We start from the raw sequence: 19,677 nt of genomic DNA, 5'->3' as shown, positions 1-19,677 counted from the left end.
CCTTGATCGACCGCCAGACCGACATGCCAAGCGACGGTATATGCGCTCATCGTTGACGCCGCAGCCAGCCAAACCATAGACACGCTGTGGTGGGGATGCCTAGCGCAACCCCGGCCAATACGTCGCCAAATCCGCCGTCGCTGAACAGGGCCGAGACCAGGCCGACGCAGGTAAACACGCCCAAGGCGATCGGCCAGCCCCACAGGCTCCAGAAGGGATGGCGCGGCTTCATGGCGTGCCCTCTGCCCCAGCGAGCGCCCTCTCCTCACCGGCCTCCTCCTTAGGCTCACGCGCAGTCCGCCCCTTGCCCAACCATAGATACAGTCCGCTGCCCAGCACGATGATGGTAGCGATATCGAGCAGCGCCCAGATGATCTGCATCGGCCTGCCGCCATAGTCGCCGAAGTGCAGCGGTTGCGACACCAGCAGCGCCGTGAGATACCACGGCAGCTTGGGTGCCGCCGTGATCTCGGTGGTCTTGGCGTCTACCAACACGGGTTGCAGCAGCTTGGACGTGAAGGGCTCGTTGCCCTTGAGAAAGAAGGTCGTGTGGTGCGGGCTGGAATAGGCCGTGCCCGGAAAGGCAATGAAGGACAGTTTGGTATCCGGCACCCTCGCCTGCGCAGCCTCCAGAGAGCGCTGAACCGAACCACGCTCAGCCAGGGGCACGGTGGGCTGCCCCTGATAGGGCACCATCAATGAGCTGAGTTGATCGTACTGCCAGTACTTGATGGCCAGGTCGGCCCAGGTGTTGATCATGCCCGTGGCACCCACCACAAAGAGCCACACCAGTGTGACCACGCCCAGCAGGTTGTGCAGATCCAGCCACTTCAGGCGCGTGCGCCTGTTGCGCCGCACGGTGCCGAAATCCAGCTTGCGCATGAAGGGCGCGTACAGCACCACCCCGCTGACGATGGCCACCAATAGCAGCAGGCCCATGAATCCGAGAAAGAGCTTGCCCGGCAGACCCGCGAACAGGTCGACATGCAACCTGAGCATCACGAACATGAAGCCTTCGTTGAAGCGCGGTTGCGCCAGCACCTGGGCGGTGCGCGCATCAATGGCCACGGAACTGAAATCGTCCGTAGGCGCCGGCGTGGGCGTCATGGTCACGAACCAGAGGTTGTCGTCGTCCTCATCCTTGGAGGCATATTGCACCACCCGGTCAGGGTGCTGGGCGCGCGCCACCGAGAGCACTTTGTCCAGACTGGCATGCGGCGTATCGCGCGCCATCTTCGGTGCTTCCACTTCGGTACCCAACAGGTGGCCCATTTCGTGATGGAAGATCAGCGGCAGGCCGGTCAGGCACAGCAGCAGCATGAAAACGGTGCAGACGATGCTGCTCCATTTGTGCACCCAGGCCCAGGTCTTGATGGTTTGACTGTTCATCATCGGGAACTCGCGCGCGGGAGCTAGAACCGCATCGTCGCAGTCATGCTGATACTGCGTGAGTCGCCAGGCTTGATGTAGCCCGCGTATTGGTAGCCCCAGTACTGCTTGTTGGCCGCATTGTTCACTTGCACGCGCAGCGTGGTGGAATTGCCAGCCACCACGGTGTCATAGCTCGCGCCCAAACCAATCAAAGTGTATGACGGCACCTGGATGCTGTTCTGCGCGTTAAGCATCGTATTGCCCGTGTACTTCAAGCCCGCGAACAGTTGCAATCCTGGTACCTGGGGCACTCTGTAACCCACTTGTGCACTCGCGATCATTCGAGCGGTGCCGGCGATGCGATGGCCGTTGATGCTCGAATCCCCCTGGCCGTAGGTAGCGTCCAACGCCATCAGACTGCCCCCGATACGCCACTGCTTGCCAAGATGGGCGGCAGCAGACAACTCCAGCCCCTGGTAGATGGAGCGGCCGTTTTGCAGCATGGTCTCGCCGTTGGAATACTCCGAGGTTTTCTCGATACGGAACAGTGCCGCCGCGGCCTCCCAGCCGCGCTGTTGGGTTTTCACGCCCACTTCATACTGGCGCGACTTGATCGGGTTGAGCATCTGCCCATAGTTGGTGAGCGTGGGATCGCCCACGATGGTGCCGGGCTCCAGCGCCTCCACATAACTGGCATAAAGCATGATTTCTGGCGCGAGCTTGTACATCAGCGCCAGCGTTGGCGTGAGAACGCCTGACTTTGAATAACGCGAAGTCTGGCCACCCGACTCTCCGAACTGCAGTTGCTCGTAGCGCGTGGTGCGCAGGCCCGCGAGCAGCGACCACTGCGGCGAGAAAGTAAGCGTGTCGCTGGCGAACAGCGCTTGCTGCGTGGCGCTGGCCGACCTGTACAGCGGCATGTCGCTCAGGCCCCACGGGCTGTGGTTGGCGTAGAGGTTGGGCTGATACAGGCTGCCCGGGCCAGCGTAGGGATAGTTGTACGGCGTGTAGTCGTTGTGCGACTCCTGCCGAGAAATGCCAGCGACGATCTGGTGGCCGATGCTGCCCGTTTGCACCTTGCCTTGCAGCATGGCCTCCACCTGATTGAACAGGTACGACTCACCGTAGTCTGAACGGTAGTTGTCGTAGTTACCCGCAGGATCGGACAGCCACAACACTGATTCCGCCCGGTGCGTGCGCGTGCCGCTGTGGCTGTAGGAGGCGCTGAGTTGCCAGTCAGGTGCCAACTGGTATTTCAGGCCCGTGGACACGTACTTGAATTCGTTGTCGGACACGGTGCCCGGGCCGGTCAGATAGCCGTTGTTGTTGGGTATGGTGGCCGGTAGTACGCTACCGGTGTATGAGCCCAGATACAACGAGGGCGTGATGTCCCAACTCTTGCGGCGCTGATAAATAGCCTGCATGTCCCAGGTCAGATCGGGTGTGATCCTGCCATCCAGCGCCAGGGAAATGGCGTCTCGCCGCAGGCTGCTCTTGTCTGCGGCCTTCCCCTCCTCATGCGTCGCATTCAATCGGTAGCCAAAGCGCTCATCGCCGCCGAAACGCCCACCCACGTCGGCGCTTCCACGCCACACGCTGCCGCTCGCGTAGCCGATACTCACATTACGCACAGGCTCGCTGCCTGCGGCGGGTGGCTTTTTGGTCACGTAGTTGATCAAGCCGCCAGGGCTACCGAAGCCATAGAGGAAACCTGTCGCCCCCTTGAGCAAATCCACTTGATCGAACTGCTCGAATGGCATCACCGTGGAATAACTATTGAACGGGTGGCCGTCGATGCGGTAAGAATTCTGCCAATCCAGCTCCAGCCCGCGCACCTGCGTGTAACTGGCCCAGCCGCCTGAAGTGGAACCCGTCGCCAGCACCGAAGCATCAGTGAAGAACAGATCGGCCTGCTTGGTGGGCGCGGCCTGCTCGATCGCTTCGGATGAGATGCTGGTGCTGGAAAACGGCGTTTCAAGCGCACTGCGCTGTCCCAGAGCCCCACTGTTCACGGAGCGGCGCAAGCCCAGGTCCAAACCCGGAGCGCCAGCTTCGCTGGTCGCCTGCACCTGCACTTCTTTCAAGGTAGCTTCGGCAGGCGACGATTGTGCAAAGGCTTGACTGCAAACCAGGCCGGAAACAAGCGCCAGTGGAGTTCTGCTGAATTTCATTTGCGAATGACATTGAGAATGATTCGCATTTTATTTTATGATGATCAAAATTCACCATGCGAGCAGTACAGCCTCTAGGGAATCTGATCTTGTTTACTCATGCTGCAGCTCCGCTTTCGGCGGCTTCCACGTCGAAGGCCAGCGGCAGTCGGCGGTTGACTAGCCGCGCCGCCGAACTCTTGACATCCCTACCGTGCTCAATAAGGCAGCCAGCCCGATCAAGGCCAATTCGGAAAGAGCCGGAACGGCTGTCGGCGTTGAGGGAGCCACTCCGATGCGCAGAGTGAACGAATCCGCAGTGGATCCGCTGCCCCAGGTCCAGGTATAGGTACCGGGCACCAGACCGAGGCCGGCAATAGTGGTGCCATTCCAGGTTGCCGTTGAAGCGCCCAAGGAGGCGCCCGAGACGTAACTCAAGGGTACCGCGATCAAACCATACGCCCCCTGGATACCCGCCAGAGGTCCGGTTCCTGCGTCTGCGAAAATCGCTGATCCCCCAGAACCGATACTTCCGGGACCGTTCACCGTCCCGCTATAGACACTGATATTTCCCTCTGCGCCCAGGAGAATGATGTCAGGATCGGGCTGAACACCGGGCGGCACCATGTCGTCGCCTTCATATGCCATGGCAGCCAGATTGATCGAGCCGCTGCCCGTGGCCGTGACGTTCGGCCCGCTCTGGTAAATATAGGCGGTGTACGCGGCCTGGGCATAGCCGCCTACCATCAAGGCTGTTGCAGCCCAAAGCCCCCGCACCATTTTTCCTGATGACATCGCTCCGCTCCTCGATGAACCGACACGCGAATATTACAGGCCGGAGATACAGGCGTTAAGTCCTCCGAACTACCTCGAAAAGCTGGCCGCCCGCACCAGGACATCCGAAACAAGGCGAAAATCCCCCTATAGCCTCCCTCGCGGCAACACCCGCGCTCCTGCCGGATAACAACGGAATCTGTTGATCTAGATGAATAAGTTAGATGTCTCTGGGCATACGCCCATGATGGCGCAATACCTTACGCTCAAAGCGGACTACCCCGATACCCTGCTGTTCTACCGCATGGGCGATTTCTATGAGATGTTCTATGCGGACGCCGAGCGGGCGGCAGAGCTGCTGGACATCACGCTGACCCAGCGCGGACAGTCGGCGGGCCAGCCAATCCCGATGGCGGGCGTACCGTTTCACTCGGTTGAAGGTTATCTGGCACGGTTGATCAAGCTCGGTGAATCGGTAGCCATTTGCGAGCAAATAGGTGACCCCGCAACGTCGAAAGGCCCCGTTGAGCGCAAAGTGGTCCGTGTGGTCACGCCAGGCACGTTGACCGACAGCGAGCTGCTGCCCGAGAAAAGCGAATCCCTTTTGCTGGCTGTGCACCCCGGCCCACGCAACCGCTGCGGGCTGGCTTGGCTGGCGGTAACGCAGGGCGAGGTGCATCTCGCCGAATGTGCGCAAGATGAGCTGCTTGGTTGGTTGGATCGCATCTCGCCCAGCGAATTGCTCGCGGCCAGCGATCTCACGCCGACCTTCGAGCAGCGGCTGAAAAGCTTTCGCCCCGCTAGCGGACGGCCCCCTGCATTCACGCATCGGCCTGATTGGCAGTTCGATTCCAAGCTGGGCCACCGCAAACTGGTCGAGCAGCTTCAAGCCGCCAGCCTCGCGGCCTGGAATGCCGAGGAGCTGCCTCAAGCCCACGCCGCCGCCTCGGCGCTCCTCGCCTATGCCGAACACACGCAGGGTCGCACCCTCCCCCACGTGCGCGGCTTGCATGTGGAAAAACCGGACGAGCTGATCGATCTGCCCCAGGCCACCCGCCGCAACCTCGAGTTGGTGCAGACGCTGCGCGGAGAGGATGCGCCCACCCTCTTCTCCATGCTAGACACCTGCATGACCGGCATGGGCAGCCGCCTGCTGAAGAGCTGGCTCCTCTCCCCTGCGCGTGATCGCAGTCAGGCCATGGCCCGTCATGGCGCCATCGCGGCACTGCAGGCTGACGGCTCCTGGCAGAAGCTGCGCGCCCGCCTGAAGGGAACAAGCGACGTGGAACGCATCACGGCGCGGCTGGCGCTCAATCAGGTGCGGCCGCGTGAGCTGGTCGCGCTGCGCAATGCCCTGCAGAACGAAGATCTGCTGGCCTTGCTGCCACAAGTGCCTGAGCCTCTCGTGGCCATGATGGCCCAGGACCTCGCCCCGCCCACCGACGCTGCCCAGTTGCTGCAATTGGCGTTGCTGGATGAGCCCTCCGCCCTCATCCGTGACGGTGGTGTGATCGCCCCGGGGCTGGATGATGAACTGGACGAATTGCGCGGCATCGCCAGCAATTGCGATGCCTTCCTGATCGAGCTGGAGGCACGCGAGCGCCAGCGCACGGGGATCCCGAACCTGCGCGTGCAGTTCAACAAAGTGCATGGGTTCTACATCGAAGTCACGCAGGCCCAGGCATCCAAGGTGCCAGCCGACTACCGGCGCAGGCAGACGCTGAAAAACGCCGAGCGCTTCATCACGCCCGAGCTCAAGAGCTTCGAGGACAAGGCGCTCTCGGCCCAGGAGCGCGCACTGGCGCGCGAGAAGTGGCTCTACGAGCACCTGCTGGCCGAGTTGCAGCCGCACGTGCCGCGCCTCACGCGCTTTGGCCGCGCGATTGCGAGCCTCGACGCCCTGTGTGCGCTGGCCGAGCGCTCTCTCACCTTGGGCTGGTGCGTGCCGCAATTCGTGCGCGAGCCTTGCATAGAAATCCGCGGCGGCCGGCATCCGGTCGTCGAAGCCAGGCTGCAGGAGACCAGTGGCAGCCCGTTCATCCCGAACGACACCATGCTGGGGCTGAGAGGCCGCATGCAGATCATCACCGGCCCCAACATGGGCGGCAAGAGCACCTATATGCGGCAGGTGGCCCTGATCGTGCTGCTCGCCTCGATGGGCAGCCACGTGCCGGCGCAAAGCTGCCGGCTGGGCCCTATCGATGCCATTCATACCCGCATTGGCGCGGCCGACGATCTGGCCAATGCGCAATCGACCTTCATGCTGGAGATGACCGAGGCGGCGCAGATTCTGCACACCGCCACGCGCGCGTCGCTGGTACTGATGGACGAGATCGGCAGAGGCACCAGCACGTTCGACGGCTTGGCCCTGGCCAGCGGGATCGCCGCCCACTTGCACGATAGAACGCAATCCTTCACCTTGTTCGCCACGCACTATTTCGAGCTGACGGATTTCCCAGCCGACCATCATGCGGCCGTCAACGTTCACGTGAGCGCAGCCGAAAGCGGCGCGGAAATCGTGTTCCTGCACGAAATTCAACCCGGCCCGGCCAGCCGCAGCTATGGCCTGGAGGTGGCGCGTCTGGCCGGCGTGCCCTCGCCAGTGCTGAACCACGCGCGCCACGCGCTCGCGGCGCTGGAAGCCGGCGCCAGTGAAACCCGTGCCCAGATTGACCTCTTCGCGCCACCACCCGCTCCGCCGCTCACGCAGGCAAGCGCCATAGAATCCGCTCTGGGCAAGATCGATCCCGACGCCCTCTCCCCCCGGGAGGCGCTGGAAGCCCTCTACAGCTTGAAGAAGCTTTCCGTGGCCTCACCAGATTAGGCACCTTCATGACTTACTGCTGCGCCATCAAGACCAACGCAGGACTGGTTTTTCTATCTGATTCGCGTACCAACGCAGGCTTGGACGCCATCAGCACCTTTCGCAAGATGCTCATCTATGAGCAACCCGGTGAACGCTTCATGGTGATGCTTTCAGCGGGCAACCTCTCCATCACGCAATCCGTACGTGAGATCCTTCAGAACGAACAGGTCAAGGATGCCGAAAGCGGCGACAGCATCTCGATCTGGAATGCCCGCAGCATGTTCGATGCCGCCCGTGTGCTGGGCAGCGCGGTCCGGCGTATCAACGAGCGCGATGGCGAGGCTCTGCGGCAGGAAGGGCTGGATTTCAATGTCTCGATGATCCTGGGGGGCCAGATCGCAGGTGAAAGCATGCGCCTCTTTCTGGTCTACTCGGCCGGCAACTTCATTGAAGCCACCCCTGAAACGCCGTACTTCCAGATCGGTGAGTCAAAGTACGGCAAGCCGGTGCTTGATCGCGTCATCACACCGGAAACGCCGCTCCAGGAGGCCGCCAAGTGCGCGCTCGTCTCGATGGATTCGACACTCAAGTCGAACCTGTCCGTCGGGTTGCCGCTCGATCTGGTGGTGTACGAAGTCGATCAATTGCAAACTGACCGCGTGGTCTGCATAGACTACGACAATCCTTATTTCAAGATGCTGCATACCTCCTGGGGGGAGCGCCTGCGCCAGGTGTTCGACAGCATCGAAGACCCTCAATGGAACGGCCATCCCACCAATGTTCCGCTCAAGGTCGCTTCGCAGCGCCACCCGCCCCTCAAGAAAATCAGCAGCGCGGATGAACGCCTGATCTGACTGGGTTGAAGACATCTCTCGACATCCTCTCGCATGCCCTCGATCGTCTTCTCTCACGGGAACAGCTTTCCCGCCAGCACCTACCGGGTCATGCTGGACAGCCTGCGTGCGCGGGGTTTCACTGTCAGCGCCGTCGAAAAGTACGGCCATGATCCCAAATACCCCGTCACCGACAACTGGCCGCATCTGGTTCAGCAACTGGCCGACTTCGCCACCAGCCAGCGCAAGGCCGATGGCGGGCAGGCACCATGGCTTGTCGGCCACTCCTTGGGCGGTATTTTGAGCCTGATGTGCGCCGCTCGGCACCCTGAACTGGCACGCGGCGTGCTTCTGCTTGATTCTCCCGTGCTTGGCGGCTGGCGGGCAGGCGCCTTGGGCGTGGCTAAACGCACGCCGCTGATGAAGCGTCTTTCCCCCAGCGTGGTCAGCCGCAAGCGGCGGCATGAATGGGACAACCGGGAGGCCGTGTACGAGTATTTCCGCGGCAAGAAAATCTTTGCCTCGTGGGATCCGCAAGTGCTGCATGACTACGTGGATCATGGCACTCTCGATGCCGACGGCCGCTGGCAACTGGCCTTTGACCGCGAGATCGAATCCGCGATCTACGACACCTTGCCGCACAACATAGGGGCGCTGCTGCGCACGCATCCTCTACGCTGCCCGATCGCTTTCATTGGCGGCCTGCAATCAGTCGAAATGAAGCAGGTGGGCGGCCTGGAAACCACTCGGCGCATCACTCGCGGACGGGTGATGATGATGGAGGGCACTCACCTGTATCCCATGGAAAAACCGCTCGCGACCGCAGCGGCCGTGGAGGCGAGCCTGCGGGCCATGGGTTAGACAGCTTTTTGTCCGCCTTGAGGTGCTTGCAGGATCAACACCTCACCGTACGGCACATTGGCGCTCGGCCAATCCGCCGCAGTGGCCGGCAGGCGTATGCCGCGCGAAAGCAGCAGCGCTGCGCGCATCACTCCCGCATGAGTGATCCACAAGGCATCAGCCGCGCTAGCCGCCCACTCATCCCACGCCTGGGCCACGCGTGCCATGAGCGCCGCGACTGATTCACCACCGCCCGGGCTCACGTGAGCAAAATCAGCCAGCCAGACATCAAACTCGGCTCGCTTGATGCTGGCCCAAGGCTGCCCCTCCCAGGCACCAAAATCCATCTCGCGCAGGCGCGGATCCTCATTGAAACGCAGATCGGGCCGGAGCAGTTGCAAACTCCACGCCAGTTGCTGGCAGCGCTGCAACGGTGAGACATGCACCGCCACGCCTTCGGGCACATTCGCCGCCAGCACCTCGGCTGTCTGAGAGGTAGCGGCATCGTCCGCGAGCAGATTGCTCACCCCGTAGCACAACCCCTTTTCAGCCAGCACGGGGGCGTGGCGCACCAGCCAGAGCGTGGGTTCTTTTTTCATCGCCGGGCCGCTCCCAAGATGAAAAAGCCCCCGGGGGGCAGCGGACCTCGCGAAGCGCGGGAGCGTGGGGGTCATTTTTCATCGCCGGGCCGTTCCCAAGATGAAAGACACCCCCTCGAGGGGCAGCGAACCGTGCGAAGCAAGGAAAGTGTGGGGGCCATTTTTCATGTGTGCACTACCGGAGGGCCAACCCGAGGTACAGCGCCAACTCGCACACTTGTTGAACAGCCCCCAGTGTGTCGCCCGTAAAGCCTTGCAGGCGGCGGCGCAGCAGCCTCCACGTGAAGGCCAGCGCGGCCGCCCACAGAAGGAGCGCCATCACCAGATGCGCCGCGCCATGCGCCTGGCCAATGAGCAACAACGCCGGAAGCGACCACAGGCAGGCGATACGAAAATCCTGGCCTGTTGCGGCGTCAGCGATCGGCTTGGACTTGGCGTGCCCCTCGTCGCTGACATAGGGCAGCGAGCGCATGACCACGAGGGGTGCCAGACGCGAGAGCGCATGCGCCGAGAGCAGCGCCGCCGCGACAGCCCAGGCGCCGCGCTGAGCAAGCAGTGCCAGCAACACTACCTTCAGGCCCAAAGCGAGGCCCATCGCAGCAGTGCCGTAGGAGCCAATACGCGAATCCTTCATGATTTCCAGCGCTCGCTCGCGTGTCACTCCGCCGCCCAGGCCGTCAGCGGTATCGGCCAGGCCGTCTTCGTGGAAAGCACCAGTGAGCCATACCGTGGCGATGGTGGAAAGAAAGGCGGCAGCCAATGCCGCCATCGGGCCGGCTGGCAAAACTGCCAAAGCCAGGGCCATGGCGGCCGCCGCCACGCACCCCACCACCCACCCCACGGCAGGAAAATAGGCGCTGCTCGCCCGCAGCATGGCGGGGCTGTAGCCGACCCACGCGGCCAATGACCCGGTAATGGGGATCCGCGTGAAGAATTGGAGCGCCAGCAGGAAATGCCGTAGCGCCTGCAAAACCTGGGGGCCAGGACGTGCCGTCATTCGGTTTTTCCTGAGACGCCGGCAGACTCGAAGCTGGCCATTTCCCGCAGAATGGCACAGGCCGATTCGAGCAAAGGCCACGCCAGGACGGCACCACTGCCCTCCCCCAGGCGCAGCCCCATATTCAACAGAGGCTCGGCCTGCAATTCGAGCAGCATGCGGGCATGGCCATTTTCGCTCGATTGATGTGCGAACACGCAGCGCTGCAGCACAGCCGGCGCAAGCCGTGCAGCCACCAGCACGGCGCTGGTGCTGATGAATCCATCCACCACGATCACGCGCCGCTCGTGCGCAGCGCGAAGTACCGCGCCCGTCAGCGTGGCGATCTCGAAGCCGCCCAGGGCCGCCAATGCGGCCAATGACCCGGAGGCGTCCGCGTTGGCCGCCAATGCCTCTCGCAACACAGCCGTCTTGCGGGCAACGCCCTCCTCATCCAGGCCTGTGCCAGCTCCGGCGCATTCAGCCACATCGATACCGGCGAGGCGCGCCAGCAGCAGGGCCGCCGCGGAGGTGTTGCCGATCCCCATTTCCCCCAACAGCAGCGCGTTGCCAGGTAACTCGCGCACCACCTCCATGCCATTGTTGATAGCGGCTTCGCACTGCGCCATGCTCATGGCCGGGCCCGCGCTGGCGTCTTGTGTGCCGGGAGCGATTTTCTTGATGATCAGGCCTGGAGCTGGTTGAAAATCGTGCCGCACACCGCAATCAACCACCGTCTGGGTAATGCCATGCTGGCGCGCCAGCACGCTCACAGCCGCGCCCCCCGCCAGGAAGTTTCCCACCATCTGCCAGGTGACATCGCTGGGATACGCCGACACCCCACGCAGAACGATCCCGTGATCGGCGGCGCAGACCAGCAACTGGGGAGCCTGCAGCGCGGGTGTCTCGTTGCCAAGAATCATGCCCAGCCGGTGCGCCAGCCCCTCCAGCTTGCCTAAAGCCCCCAGTGGTTTAGTCTTGTAATCAATTTTGTCCTGCAGGCTGGCGGCCAATGCCGCATCATGAATGTTTTCAATTTCAGGAAGTTCAAGCACCATGACTGATGTGCACGTCGCCGCGCAAGAAGGGTTTACAAAAGAGGCTGACACCTACGCGCGCGGCCGGCCGGAATACCCGGCTGAATTGGCACATTGGCTGACGGGCACGCTGGACCTCGGGCCTGGCCGGCGCGTGGCCGATGTGGGCGCGGGCACCGGCAAGTTCACGCCGCTGCTGACCGCGACCAAGGCCGATGTGGTGGCCGTAGAACCCGTAGATGCCATGCGGGAGAAAATCGCGGTCAAGCAGCCCGGCGTTCGCACGCTGGCGGGCACCGCACAGGCCATTCCGCTGCCCGACGCCTCGCTGGACGCGGTGGTGTGCGCCCAGGCCTTCCACTGGTTCGCCAACCGCCAGGCCATGGATGAGTTCGCCCGCGTGCTGCAGCCCGGCGGACGCCTGGGCCTGGTGTGGAATGTCAGGGATGAATCGGTAGACTGGGTGGCGGATCTGACGGCCATCATCACGCCTTACGAGGGGGACGCGCCCCGGTTCTACAAGGGCGATTGGAAAAACGCCTTCCCGCACCCCGCCTTCGGGCCCCTGGAGGAAACGCGCATCGAGCATTTCCATGAGGGGCCGCCCGAGCAGGTAATCGTGGATCGGTTCCTTTCGGTCAGCTTCATTGCCTCGCTGCCAGCGGAGGAGCAAACACTGGTGCGCGAGCGGATCGAGGCGCTGATCGCCACGCACCCTGCGCTGCGGGGGCGTGAGGTAGTGCGGTTTCCGTACCAGACGCAGGCGTTTTATTGCCGCAGGGTGTAGCTCCCCTCCCTCGAGGAAAATCCGAGGTAGCTCGCCGAAAAAGGCTCTGCCCTTGGGAGCGCGGTGAAAGCTCTCACCCCAACCCTCCCGGATGGCCGTACCCCCCAGAGGGAGAGGGAGCCAAGACGGCCACATAATCGGGTTCATTCGATCAAGGCGCTCAGCGCGCCTGGGAGAAAGTCAGCCTGAATACCCGCGGCGAGCCGCTCGAATACGTCGTCCAGCGACGGCGCGGCTGCGCCGAACAGCGCGTGCAGCACTTCCGCATCCTCGAACAGGCCATGGAGGTACACGCCGAGCACATTGCCCGCCGTGTTCTGCCACGCCAGGCCAGGCATGACTTCGCGTGCTACATCTCCCTTGGCCGCCATGGCCGGGTGCTGAGCAGTCTGGCCGCTATGGATTTCATAGCCCGAGACGCGAACCCCTGAAAGCGCCGACCACGCACCGATGAGATCATTGAAACAGGCTTGCGCGCGGCGCACGGTCTTCTGGGGCTCGAAAGAAGTTACCAGCGGAAGGAGGCCTAGACCTGGTCCATTAGCGAGACTCTCTACACCGTGGAGATCGATCAGCGCCTCGCCCAGCATCTGCAGGCCGCCGCAGATACCCAGTACCCGGCTGCCCTGTGCCGCATGCTCGGCGATGGAGGCATCCAGCCCCTGCGCGCGCAACCAGGCCAGATCGGATGCCGTGGCCTTGCTGCCGGGCAGAATGATGGTGTCGGCGCCCTGTACCTGCGAAGGTGTACGCGCCCAGGTGACCTGCAGGCCGGGGACGTTCTTCAGCGGTTGAAACTCGTCAAGATTGCTGATCCGTGGGTAGGCAATGATGGCCACGCGTCTAAGCGCCGGATGCCTCGCATAGGATGCCGGGCCACCTCCCTGCTCCTCGTTTGGCCCTGGGTATTGCGCCTCATCGAACATCCCGTCTTCCTCGGGCAAGCCATGCCCGAAACGCATGGGCACCACGGCCACGGTGGGCACACCGGTCAACTGCTCCAGTTGTTCGGGCGCCGGCGCCAGCAGCGTGGCGTCTCCGCGAAACTTGTTGAGCACGAAGCCTTTGATGCGGGCGCGGTCTTCTTCCGGCAAAAGAGCCCAGGTGCCGTAGAGATGCGCGAAGGCACCGCCGCGGTCGATATCGCTCACCAGCAGGCAGCGCGCATCGGCATGGCGGGCCACGCGCAGATTGACCACATCGCTGGCCATCAGGTTGATTTCGGCGGGAGAGCCGGCGCCCTCGATCACCACCACGTCGTTCTCGGCGCGCAGCGCATCCAGCGCTGCGGCGATTTGGGGCCACACATGCTCGCTGCGGCCGCGCCATGGCAGTTGGGTTAGTTCGCGGCTCACCTGCCCCAGCAGCACGACCTGGCTGTGCGTATCGGCCTCAGGTTTGAGCAGCAGTGGATTCATGCGTACATCAGGCTCGGCCCGGGCAGCCAAAGCTTGGAAGTACTGAGCAGAGCCAATCTCGCCAGACGACTGCCCAGGAGCGCCTGCGCTCGACGCAACGACCCGCGCGTTGTTACTCATGTTCTGCGCCTTGAATGGTGCCACCTTCAGGCCCTGATTGGCGTAGTGGCGGCACAAGGCCGTGGTGATCCAGCTTTTGCCAGCCCCACTGCTGGTGCCCAGCACCATGACGCAACGGGCAGCGGCGCTCATGCTCTGGTCTCCTCGCGCAACGCCTGCATCAGCATGTCCTGAACAGCAGGCATGACCACCGCCATGCGTACCGATCCCGGCAAACCAAAGCTGGCGCAGTCTCTCAGTTTGAACCCTTTCTGGCGCAGGGCATCAAGGGAGCTTTTCATATCGATGTCTTCACAAGCCGCTGTAAAAAAATTCGCCACGCCAGTTTCCGTTCGCCAACCTGCGGCGCTCAAGAGATCAAGTTGCCGTGCTTTCCAGGTTCGCAGGGTTGTGCGGCACTGGGCCAGCCATTGGTGAGTATCCACGGTGGCCCAGCTTTGCAGCAGCGCCACGCCATGCACCCCCAGTGGCCACGATGGAGCGAGCGCCCGCATATGCGGCAGCAGCTCAGGCTCATTGCGCGGCGCCACCAGATAGGCGGCGCGCACGCCCGTCAGCCCCAGAGCCTTGTTGGGAGTAATCAAACGCCAGACACGATCAAGCGCCTCGGCTTCCAGAGCCAGCGCACCGCTCAGCCGCAAGGGCTCATAGGCTTGATCGAGCACCAGGGTCTGATCGTCTCTCAAGGCCGCAGCTTGCTCGGCAAGGCCATCATGGGGCTGCCCCATGGGGCTGGAAGGATCGCACGCCCAGATCAACGAAGCCTGCGTAGCGTGCTCGGTGCGGCGCAACACTGCCGCCCTTGCGGCACGGGCATAGTCGCCATAGGCATGCATGGGCCACCAGGCTGACGCCTCTTGGCGGCCGGGCAGCGCCTGAAAGGCCACCGCGGCACTGAGCCGCTGAATCAGTTCGCTGCCGCTCGCGCCCAGCACGATCCGGGCTGGCGCCACGCCGTGCCACGCCGCCAGCTGAATGGTGAGCGCGGTATAGGCAGGATCTGGATAGTGACGCGCATCGGCCTCCCGCACAGCCTGCTCGGTGGGGCGGTGCGGGCCGCATGCATTGGTGTTGGTGGAAAGATCGTACGCGGGCACTCCCCACATATCGGGCCCCCCGTGAACGGAGCCCGTATCCGCAAGCTTGTCTTGAAAAGTCATGCCAGCACCGCCAGCAAGGCGCCGCAAGCAAGCAGCGTGGCCCCAAGGACGGTGCGGGAACCTATGGCGCAAGCACAGAGCGTATCGGTGGGTTCAGGCACTCGGCCAGGGCTGTTCAGCGTATAGACATCCGGCTTGCGCAAACGCACGCCCAGCGTCAATGCCATGGCTGCCATGGGCCATCCGCTGTTGGGAGACGGTGTGCGCCGAGCCTGGTCCGGAAGCTGGCTCCAGCCACGCAACCCGCCCAGAATGCCGATCAGGCCTGCCGTGATGCGCGCGGGCAGCCAGCAGAGCACGTCGTCGGCCCGCGCGGCCCACTTGCCAGCCCATTGCCAATCGCGTCCGCCGCGCGCGCCCGGGTAGCCCCACATGGCATCCGCAGTGTTGGCAAAGCGGAATAGCGCCGCCCCAGGCAAACCCAGCAATAGGAACCAGAACAGCGGGGCCACCACGGAATCATTGAGGTTCTCCGCCAGCGATTCAATGGCGCTTTCGCGAACTTCGCCCGCGGTCAAACTATTGACATCGCGGCTCACCAGGCGCGCCAGCTGAACGCGTCCAGTCTCCAGCGATTGCATGAGCCCCTGCTCGACAGCCAGGACTTCATCGTGCAACATGGCCCAAGAAAGGAGCGGCTTCAGGAACAGCCCCAATGCCAAAGCCGCCAACCACACTGGTTGCGTCAGCACCCAGCGCTGGATCAGCCAGCTCACGGCAAAGACGGCGATAGCCGCTGCACACCAAGCGCAGGCGGCCCACCAGAAAACGCGTTGCGAGGACCATGCTGCTGGCCGGTCTGCCTCGGGTGCCAACCGGCGGCCTGCCCAGCCGAGCCACCGTCCCATCCATACCACCGGATGCCAGCGCGCCGGGGGCTCCCCGAGCAGGCGGTCAATCACGATGGCGAGCGCAGGCACACAGGCCAGCAGCGCGCCCCCTCCCACGCGGAAGAGGACGCCTCGAGCGCATCCGGCCACCAACCCCAGGGGAAAAGCATCATCCAGGCGGTTGCCAGAGCTGGCCCTGCGGTTGCGAAGTCTCTTTTTCCAGAGCAAGCAGAAATTGCTTGCGCGGCAACCCGCCACCGTAGCCGGTGAGCTGGCCGTTGCTGCCAATCACACGATGACAAGGCACGACGATGGAAATCTTGTTCTGCCCATTGGCGGCGGCGACTGCGCGGCTCGCCGTGGGGCGGCCAATGTGGTGCGCCTCTTGTCCGTAGCTCCAGGTTTCACCGTAGGGAATTTCCAGCAAGGCCTGCCACACTTTTTGCTGAAATGGCGTCCCCAGCAAATCGAGCGGGATGTCGAAAACACGCCGTTCACCCGCGAAATACTCGGTAAGTTCACGGCCCAATTGCCTGGTCAAGGCGTTCTGCCCTTCCACGGCAGCGCCGCCGGCCGCCGCGTCCACCTGCGCCATCTCCCGATCCACGCGTGGCTGCCCGATGAATTCGAGCATGCGCAGCCCTTGCGGGGTGAAGACGGCCACCATCTCGCCGACAGGGGTGGGATAGATGTGCAGGGTCGTGTTGGGCATGCGGGCTCCTGATCGTAGTACAGGAATCCTAATCCTCTATTCCACGCTGAGCGGGTATGCCGGCCTTGAACGCATGTTTGACAAGGGTCATTTCCGTCACAGTATCGGCCAGATCGACCAACTCCTGCGGACACCGGCGGCCCGTCAAGCATACGTGCACGTCTGAGGGGCGCTGTTTCAGGGTTTGCAGCACTTCATCCAGAGGCAGCCAGCCGTAAATCAGCGGGTAGGTGATCTCATCCAGCACGACCAGAAAGTGCTCGCCACCGAGGATAGCCGCCTTGGCTTTCTCCCAGCCTTCACGCGCGAGCTGGGCCGAGTGTTCCAGGTCTTTGCTCTTCCAGGAAAAACCATCGCCCAGCCCTTCGATTTTCAGGCCGATTTGCTCGAACATGCGGTGTTCCCCGAAACGCGCCGTGGGCACCTTCATGAATTGAAAGATCACCACTTGCTTGCCGTGTATGTGCTGGCGGCCGAAAGCGCGCAAGGCCAGGCCGAAGGCGGCCGTACTCTTGCCCTTGCCGTCTCCGGTATTCACGATCACCAGGCCGCGGCGCTCGCCTGCGGGTTTCTCGTAGCGCTTTTCGGTTGGGGGAGTTTCTATCTGCATGAAAATCTTTCTAAATACGGGGTAATGCCACCCAGGTGCCCTCCAGGGCGTGGATGGCGATACGGTTATCGAACGCGGCTTGCAGGGCCGCGTGCGTGGCAGGATCGCTGCAGGGCCCATGATGAACAATGCTGCCGTCCCGCACGATCAGCAAATCGTCGGCCTGCAAGGCCATCGAGAGCTCATGCAGTACGCTGACCACGGTGCCGCCACCAGCGATCAGGCTTCGCACGATCTCAAGCCAATCAGCTTGATGCGGGGGATCAAGGTGAGCCAGGGGTTCGTCCATCAACAGAATCGGGGCTTCCACGGCCAGCGCGCGTGCCAGCAGCACGCGCTGGCGCTCCCCTCCCGAGAGATCGCCCAGCCGCCGTTCACGCAGCGCCTCTACCTGGGTGGCATTGAGCGCGCGGGCAACGGCAGTGTGATCGGCGGGCGATGGCGGTGCCAGCCAGGCGCGATGCGGCAATCGACCGAGCAGGGCCACGTCGTAGGCAGTCAGATCCTCCCCGCCTGTTTCGCCCTGCCCCAACCAGGCCAGTTGCCGGGCCCGCTCGCGCGCATGCCATTGACTCAGCGGGCGGCCCTGTAGCCGCACCGGCCCAGCCGTAGGAAGCAAACCGGCCAGCACGCGCAAAAGCGTTGATTTGCCAGCACCGTTAGGGCCGACGATGCTCGTCCACCGCCGGGCCGGCAGCGCCAGATCGATGGGCCCCAGAATGGGCCTTCCGGCAATGCTCGTGCTCGTGGAGCTGACCGAAAGAGCCGCCGAACCGGAAACAGCCGCCGTAGAGCGAGTCATCTGGTTCTCCGGTACATCAGCCACAGCAGGTAGCTGCCGCCCAGCACAGCCGTGAGCACCCCCACGGGCAATTCCTGCGGCCAGATCAAGGCACGAGCGGCAATATCGGCCAGCATGAGCAGCACGCCACCCATCATGGCCGCCAACAGGACCAGCGGCCCATGCGTGACCCGCGCGAGCGGCCGCACCAGGTGCGGCGCTGCCAGACCGACGAAGCCCACGAGCCCCGTCTGCGCCACGGCGGTTCCGGTAGCCAAGGCCAGCACGGCGATCAATGCCGCCCGCATCGGCGCCAGCGGTAAGCCCAGGCTTTGTGCGGTCGCCTCGCCCAGGCTCAAGCCGTCCAGGACGCGGGCCATCACCCACGCCAGCCCCATGCAGGGCAGCAGTACAGCCGCCATGACGACACAAGCGCTCCAACCCACGAAGCCGGTATTGCCGAGTACGAAACCCACCATGGCAGAAAGCACGTCAGGGGCCGAGAGGGTCACCAGATCCTTGACCGCGCCCAGCACATACCCAACCACCACGCCAGCCAGCAGCAGGCGCAAGGTATGCTGCACCCCTTGCGCGAGAAGCAAAGTCAGCAGCACCCCACCCAGCGCGCCGATGAAGGCTGCCCCGGTCAAGCCAATCTTGCCAGCCCACGACGCCGCAGCGGCATCCCCTCCCATCAGCGCGAGAGCCAACGCGACCGTCAGCATGGCGCCGGAGGCGCTGCCGAGCAGAAACGGATCGGCCAATGGATTGCGGAACAAGCCTTGCGCCACGGCGCCCGCCAAACCCAGCAAGGCACCAGCCAGCCACGCGCCCAGGGTGCGCGGCAGGCGGACTTCGCCGATGATCTGCCAGGCCACAGGATCATGGCGCGCGCGCAACACGCTCTCGAAGCCTGTGCTGCCAACGCCTGCGCCCACGGCCAGCGCGAGAACCGACAACGTCAGCAGCGCGAACGCCAGCCAGGCGGCGCGTGAATTCACGGCTTGGCTCCAGGCGGCGGCCCCTTCTCGATCACGCAGCGGGCCATGATGCGCGCGGCCTCCGCCATGCGCGGGCCAGGCCGGACCAATATATCAACCTGCTCGGAATCGAAAATGCACATATGCTCGTCCCGGATGGCGCGCAGATTCGGCCAGCCGGGCCGCTTTTTCAGCTCGGAGGCGCTGCGCTGACCTGCCATGATCAGATCGGGATTGGCGCGCAGCACGTACTCGGGGTTGATTTTGGGAAATGGCCCCAGGTCAGGAGTGACGATATTGCGCAGACCCAACGAAGCCAGCATCTCGCCGATGAAAGAGCTCGGCCCGGCGGCGTGCGGGCCGGGGCTGGCCTCGAAGTACACCCGCTGGCCGCGGAGTTGCTCGGGCACCGTCCGGGCGGCCGCTGCCACGCCGTCATCAATGGCCCGCGCGACGCGCTCGGCCCCATGCACCTTGAGGATATCTCCCAGCTTGCCAATGACACGGCGCACATCGGCACCGGTCTTGGGCTCCAGCGCAGCCACTTTCAGGCCCAGCGCGCGCAGGCGTTCGCTGGCACGCGAAGACGTCGCCACCAGCACCAAATCAGGCTTGAGAGCGACCACGGCCTCGATATTCGGATCCAGCCCGCCACCGACCTTTGGCAGCTTCTGCACACCTGCTGGCCAGTTGGAATAGCGATCAACCCCCACCAGCCGCTCGCAAGCACCCAATTCGCAAACCGTTTCGGTCAGGGAGGGCAACAGACTGACAATGCGTTTCGGCGGCTCTGGAAGATTGACCACCACCCCCCGGTCATCGGTAATGTCGTAGGCGTGAGCGGCCAATGCGATGGGCAGAATCAGCAACGCGGCCAATTTCCTCATGATCAA

General features: G+C 63.4%; 19 protein-coding genes. 4 read left to right on the top strand and 15 right to left on the bottom strand.

The annotated features are described in order from the left end of the window. Positions 1-46 precede the first annotated feature (46 nt). From WJU18_RS14140 to WJU18_RS14125, 4 genes are all read right to left on the bottom strand, one after another. The gene (locus tag WJU18_RS14140) at positions 47-232 is read right to left on the bottom strand and encodes a hypothetical protein (RefSeq protein ID WP_423460660.1); all 186 of its coding nucleotides are present in this window, start codon (positions 230-232) and stop codon (positions 47-49) included. Next, on the bottom strand, positions 229-1,389 hold the full coding sequence (locus WJU18_RS14135) for a PepSY-associated TM helix domain-containing protein (protein ID WP_423460996.1): 1,161 nt from the start codon (positions 1,387-1,389) through the stop codon (positions 229-231). Before WJU18_RS14135 ends, WJU18_RS14140 begins: the two co-directional genes overlap by 4 nt. A 23-nt stretch (positions 1,390-1,412) precedes the next feature. Beyond that, complete coding sequence (locus tag WJU18_RS14130; protein WP_423460995.1) at positions 1,413-3,446, bottom strand: TonB-dependent siderophore receptor; 2,034 nt, start codon at positions 3,444-3,446, stop codon at positions 1,413-1,415. 255 nt (positions 3,447-3,701) lie between these two features. After that, positions 3,702-4,316, bottom strand: coding sequence for an IPTL-CTERM sorting domain-containing protein (locus WJU18_RS14125; RefSeq protein WP_423460659.1), 615 nt, complete (start codon positions 4,314-4,316; stop codon positions 3,702-3,704). A gap of 190 nt (positions 4,317-4,506) precedes the next feature. Here WJU18_RS14125 and mutS point away from each other — a divergent pair, with 190 nt between their 5' ends. Genes mutS through WJU18_RS14110 form a run of 3 tightly spaced genes read left to right on the top strand, consistent with a single transcriptional unit; the run spans position 4,507 to position 8,795 of the window. Continuing rightward, entirely contained in the window at positions 4,507-7,119 is a 2,613-nt protein-coding gene (mutS, locus tag WJU18_RS14120) for a DNA mismatch repair protein MutS (RefSeq protein WP_423460658.1), read from the top strand. Between the two features lie 8 nt (positions 7,120-7,127). Further along, complete coding sequence (locus tag WJU18_RS14115) at positions 7,128-7,955, top strand: peptidase (protein WP_423460657.1); 828 nt, start codon at positions 7,128-7,130, stop codon at positions 7,953-7,955. 33 nt (positions 7,956-7,988) lie between these two features. After that, positions 7,989-8,795 (top strand): alpha/beta hydrolase, encoded by an 807-nt coding sequence (locus WJU18_RS14110; protein ID WP_423460656.1) that lies wholly within the window; start codon positions 7,989-7,991, stop codon positions 8,793-8,795. Here WJU18_RS14110 and WJU18_RS14105 read toward each other — a convergent pair. The 3 genes from WJU18_RS14105 to cobT form a co-directional block, all read right to left on the bottom strand. Next, positions 8,792-9,373, bottom strand: coding sequence for a histidine phosphatase family protein (locus tag WJU18_RS14105; protein ID WP_423460655.1), 582 nt, complete (start codon positions 9,371-9,373; stop codon positions 8,792-8,794). The two genes, WJU18_RS14110 and WJU18_RS14105, sit on opposite strands and share 4 nt — an antisense overlap. Before the next feature lie 175 nt (positions 9,374-9,548). Beyond that, on the bottom strand, positions 9,549-10,370 hold the full coding sequence (locus WJU18_RS14100; RefSeq protein WP_423460654.1) for an adenosylcobinamide-GDP ribazoletransferase: 822 nt from the start codon (positions 10,368-10,370) through the stop codon (positions 9,549-9,551). Then, entirely contained in the window at positions 10,367-11,407 is a 1,041-nt protein-coding gene (gene cobT / locus WJU18_RS14095; protein ID WP_423460653.1) for a nicotinate-nucleotide--dimethylbenzimidazole phosphoribosyltransferase, read from the bottom strand. Before cobT ends, WJU18_RS14100 begins: the two co-directional genes overlap by 4 nt. Between cobT and WJU18_RS14090 the strand changes: the two genes are divergently transcribed. Continuing rightward, positions 11,406-12,173: a methyltransferase domain-containing protein gene (locus WJU18_RS14090; RefSeq protein WP_423460652.1), complete on the top strand. Its 768-nt coding sequence runs from the start codon at positions 11,406-11,408 to the stop codon at positions 12,171-12,173. The two genes, cobT and WJU18_RS14090, sit on opposite strands and share 2 nt — an antisense overlap. A 143-nt stretch (positions 12,174-12,316) precedes the next feature. On the opposite strand, the gene WJU18_RS14085 is transcribed toward WJU18_RS14090, so the two are convergent. The 8 genes from WJU18_RS14085 to WJU18_RS14050 are packed head-to-tail and all read right to left on the bottom strand — an operon-like array spanning position 12,317 to position 19,671. Further along, entirely contained in the window at positions 12,317-13,843 is a 1,527-nt protein-coding gene (locus WJU18_RS14085) for a cobyric acid synthase (protein ID WP_423460651.1), read from the bottom strand. Next, a complete protein-coding gene (locus WJU18_RS14080; RefSeq protein WP_423460650.1) occupies positions 13,840-14,871 on the bottom strand; it encodes an aminotransferase class I/II-fold pyridoxal phosphate-dependent enzyme in 1,032 nt (343 codons plus the stop codon). The genes WJU18_RS14085 and WJU18_RS14080 overlap by 4 nt, the downstream gene beginning before the upstream one ends. Next, a complete protein-coding gene (gene cbiB / locus WJU18_RS14075; RefSeq protein WP_423460994.1) occupies positions 14,868-15,818 on the bottom strand; it encodes an adenosylcobinamide-phosphate synthase CbiB in 951 nt (316 codons plus the stop codon). Before cbiB ends, WJU18_RS14080 begins: the two co-directional genes overlap by 4 nt. 52 nt (positions 15,819-15,870) lie before the next feature. Then, positions 15,871-16,413, bottom strand: a complete 543-nt coding sequence (locus WJU18_RS14070; RefSeq protein ID WP_423460649.1) for a methylated-DNA--[protein]-cysteine S-methyltransferase — start codon at positions 16,411-16,413, stop codon at positions 15,871-15,873. A 28-nt stretch (positions 16,414-16,441) separates the two neighbouring features. After that, entirely contained in the window at positions 16,442-17,023 is a 582-nt protein-coding gene (gene cobO / locus WJU18_RS14065) for a cob(I)yrinic acid a,c-diamide adenosyltransferase (RefSeq protein WP_423460648.1), read from the bottom strand. A 10-nt stretch (positions 17,024-17,033) separates the two neighbouring features. After that, a complete protein-coding gene (locus tag WJU18_RS14060) occupies positions 17,034-17,825 on the bottom strand; it encodes an ABC transporter ATP-binding protein (RefSeq protein WP_423460647.1) in 792 nt (263 codons plus the stop codon). Beyond that, positions 17,822-18,805 carry a FecCD family ABC transporter permease gene (locus WJU18_RS14055; protein ID WP_423460646.1) on the bottom strand — a complete coding sequence of 328 codons (984 nt, stop codon included), beginning with the start codon at positions 18,803-18,805 and terminating at the stop codon, positions 17,822-17,824. The genes WJU18_RS14060 and WJU18_RS14055 overlap by 4 nt, the downstream gene beginning before the upstream one ends. Beyond that, on the bottom strand, positions 18,802-19,671 hold the full coding sequence (locus tag WJU18_RS14050; protein ID WP_423460645.1) for an ABC transporter substrate-binding protein: 870 nt from the start codon (positions 19,669-19,671) through the stop codon (positions 18,802-18,804). The genes WJU18_RS14055 and WJU18_RS14050 overlap by 4 nt, the downstream gene beginning before the upstream one ends. Positions 19,672-19,677: the final 6 nt, after the last annotated feature.

This window comes from Ottowia sp. VDI28, from assembly GCF_049532675.1.
Lineage (GTDB): Bacteria > Pseudomonadota > Gammaproteobacteria > Burkholderiales > Burkholderiaceae_C > Ottowia.
Note: the sequence above shows the minus strand (reverse complement) of the source record. Positions and strands in the feature narration are given on the sequence as shown.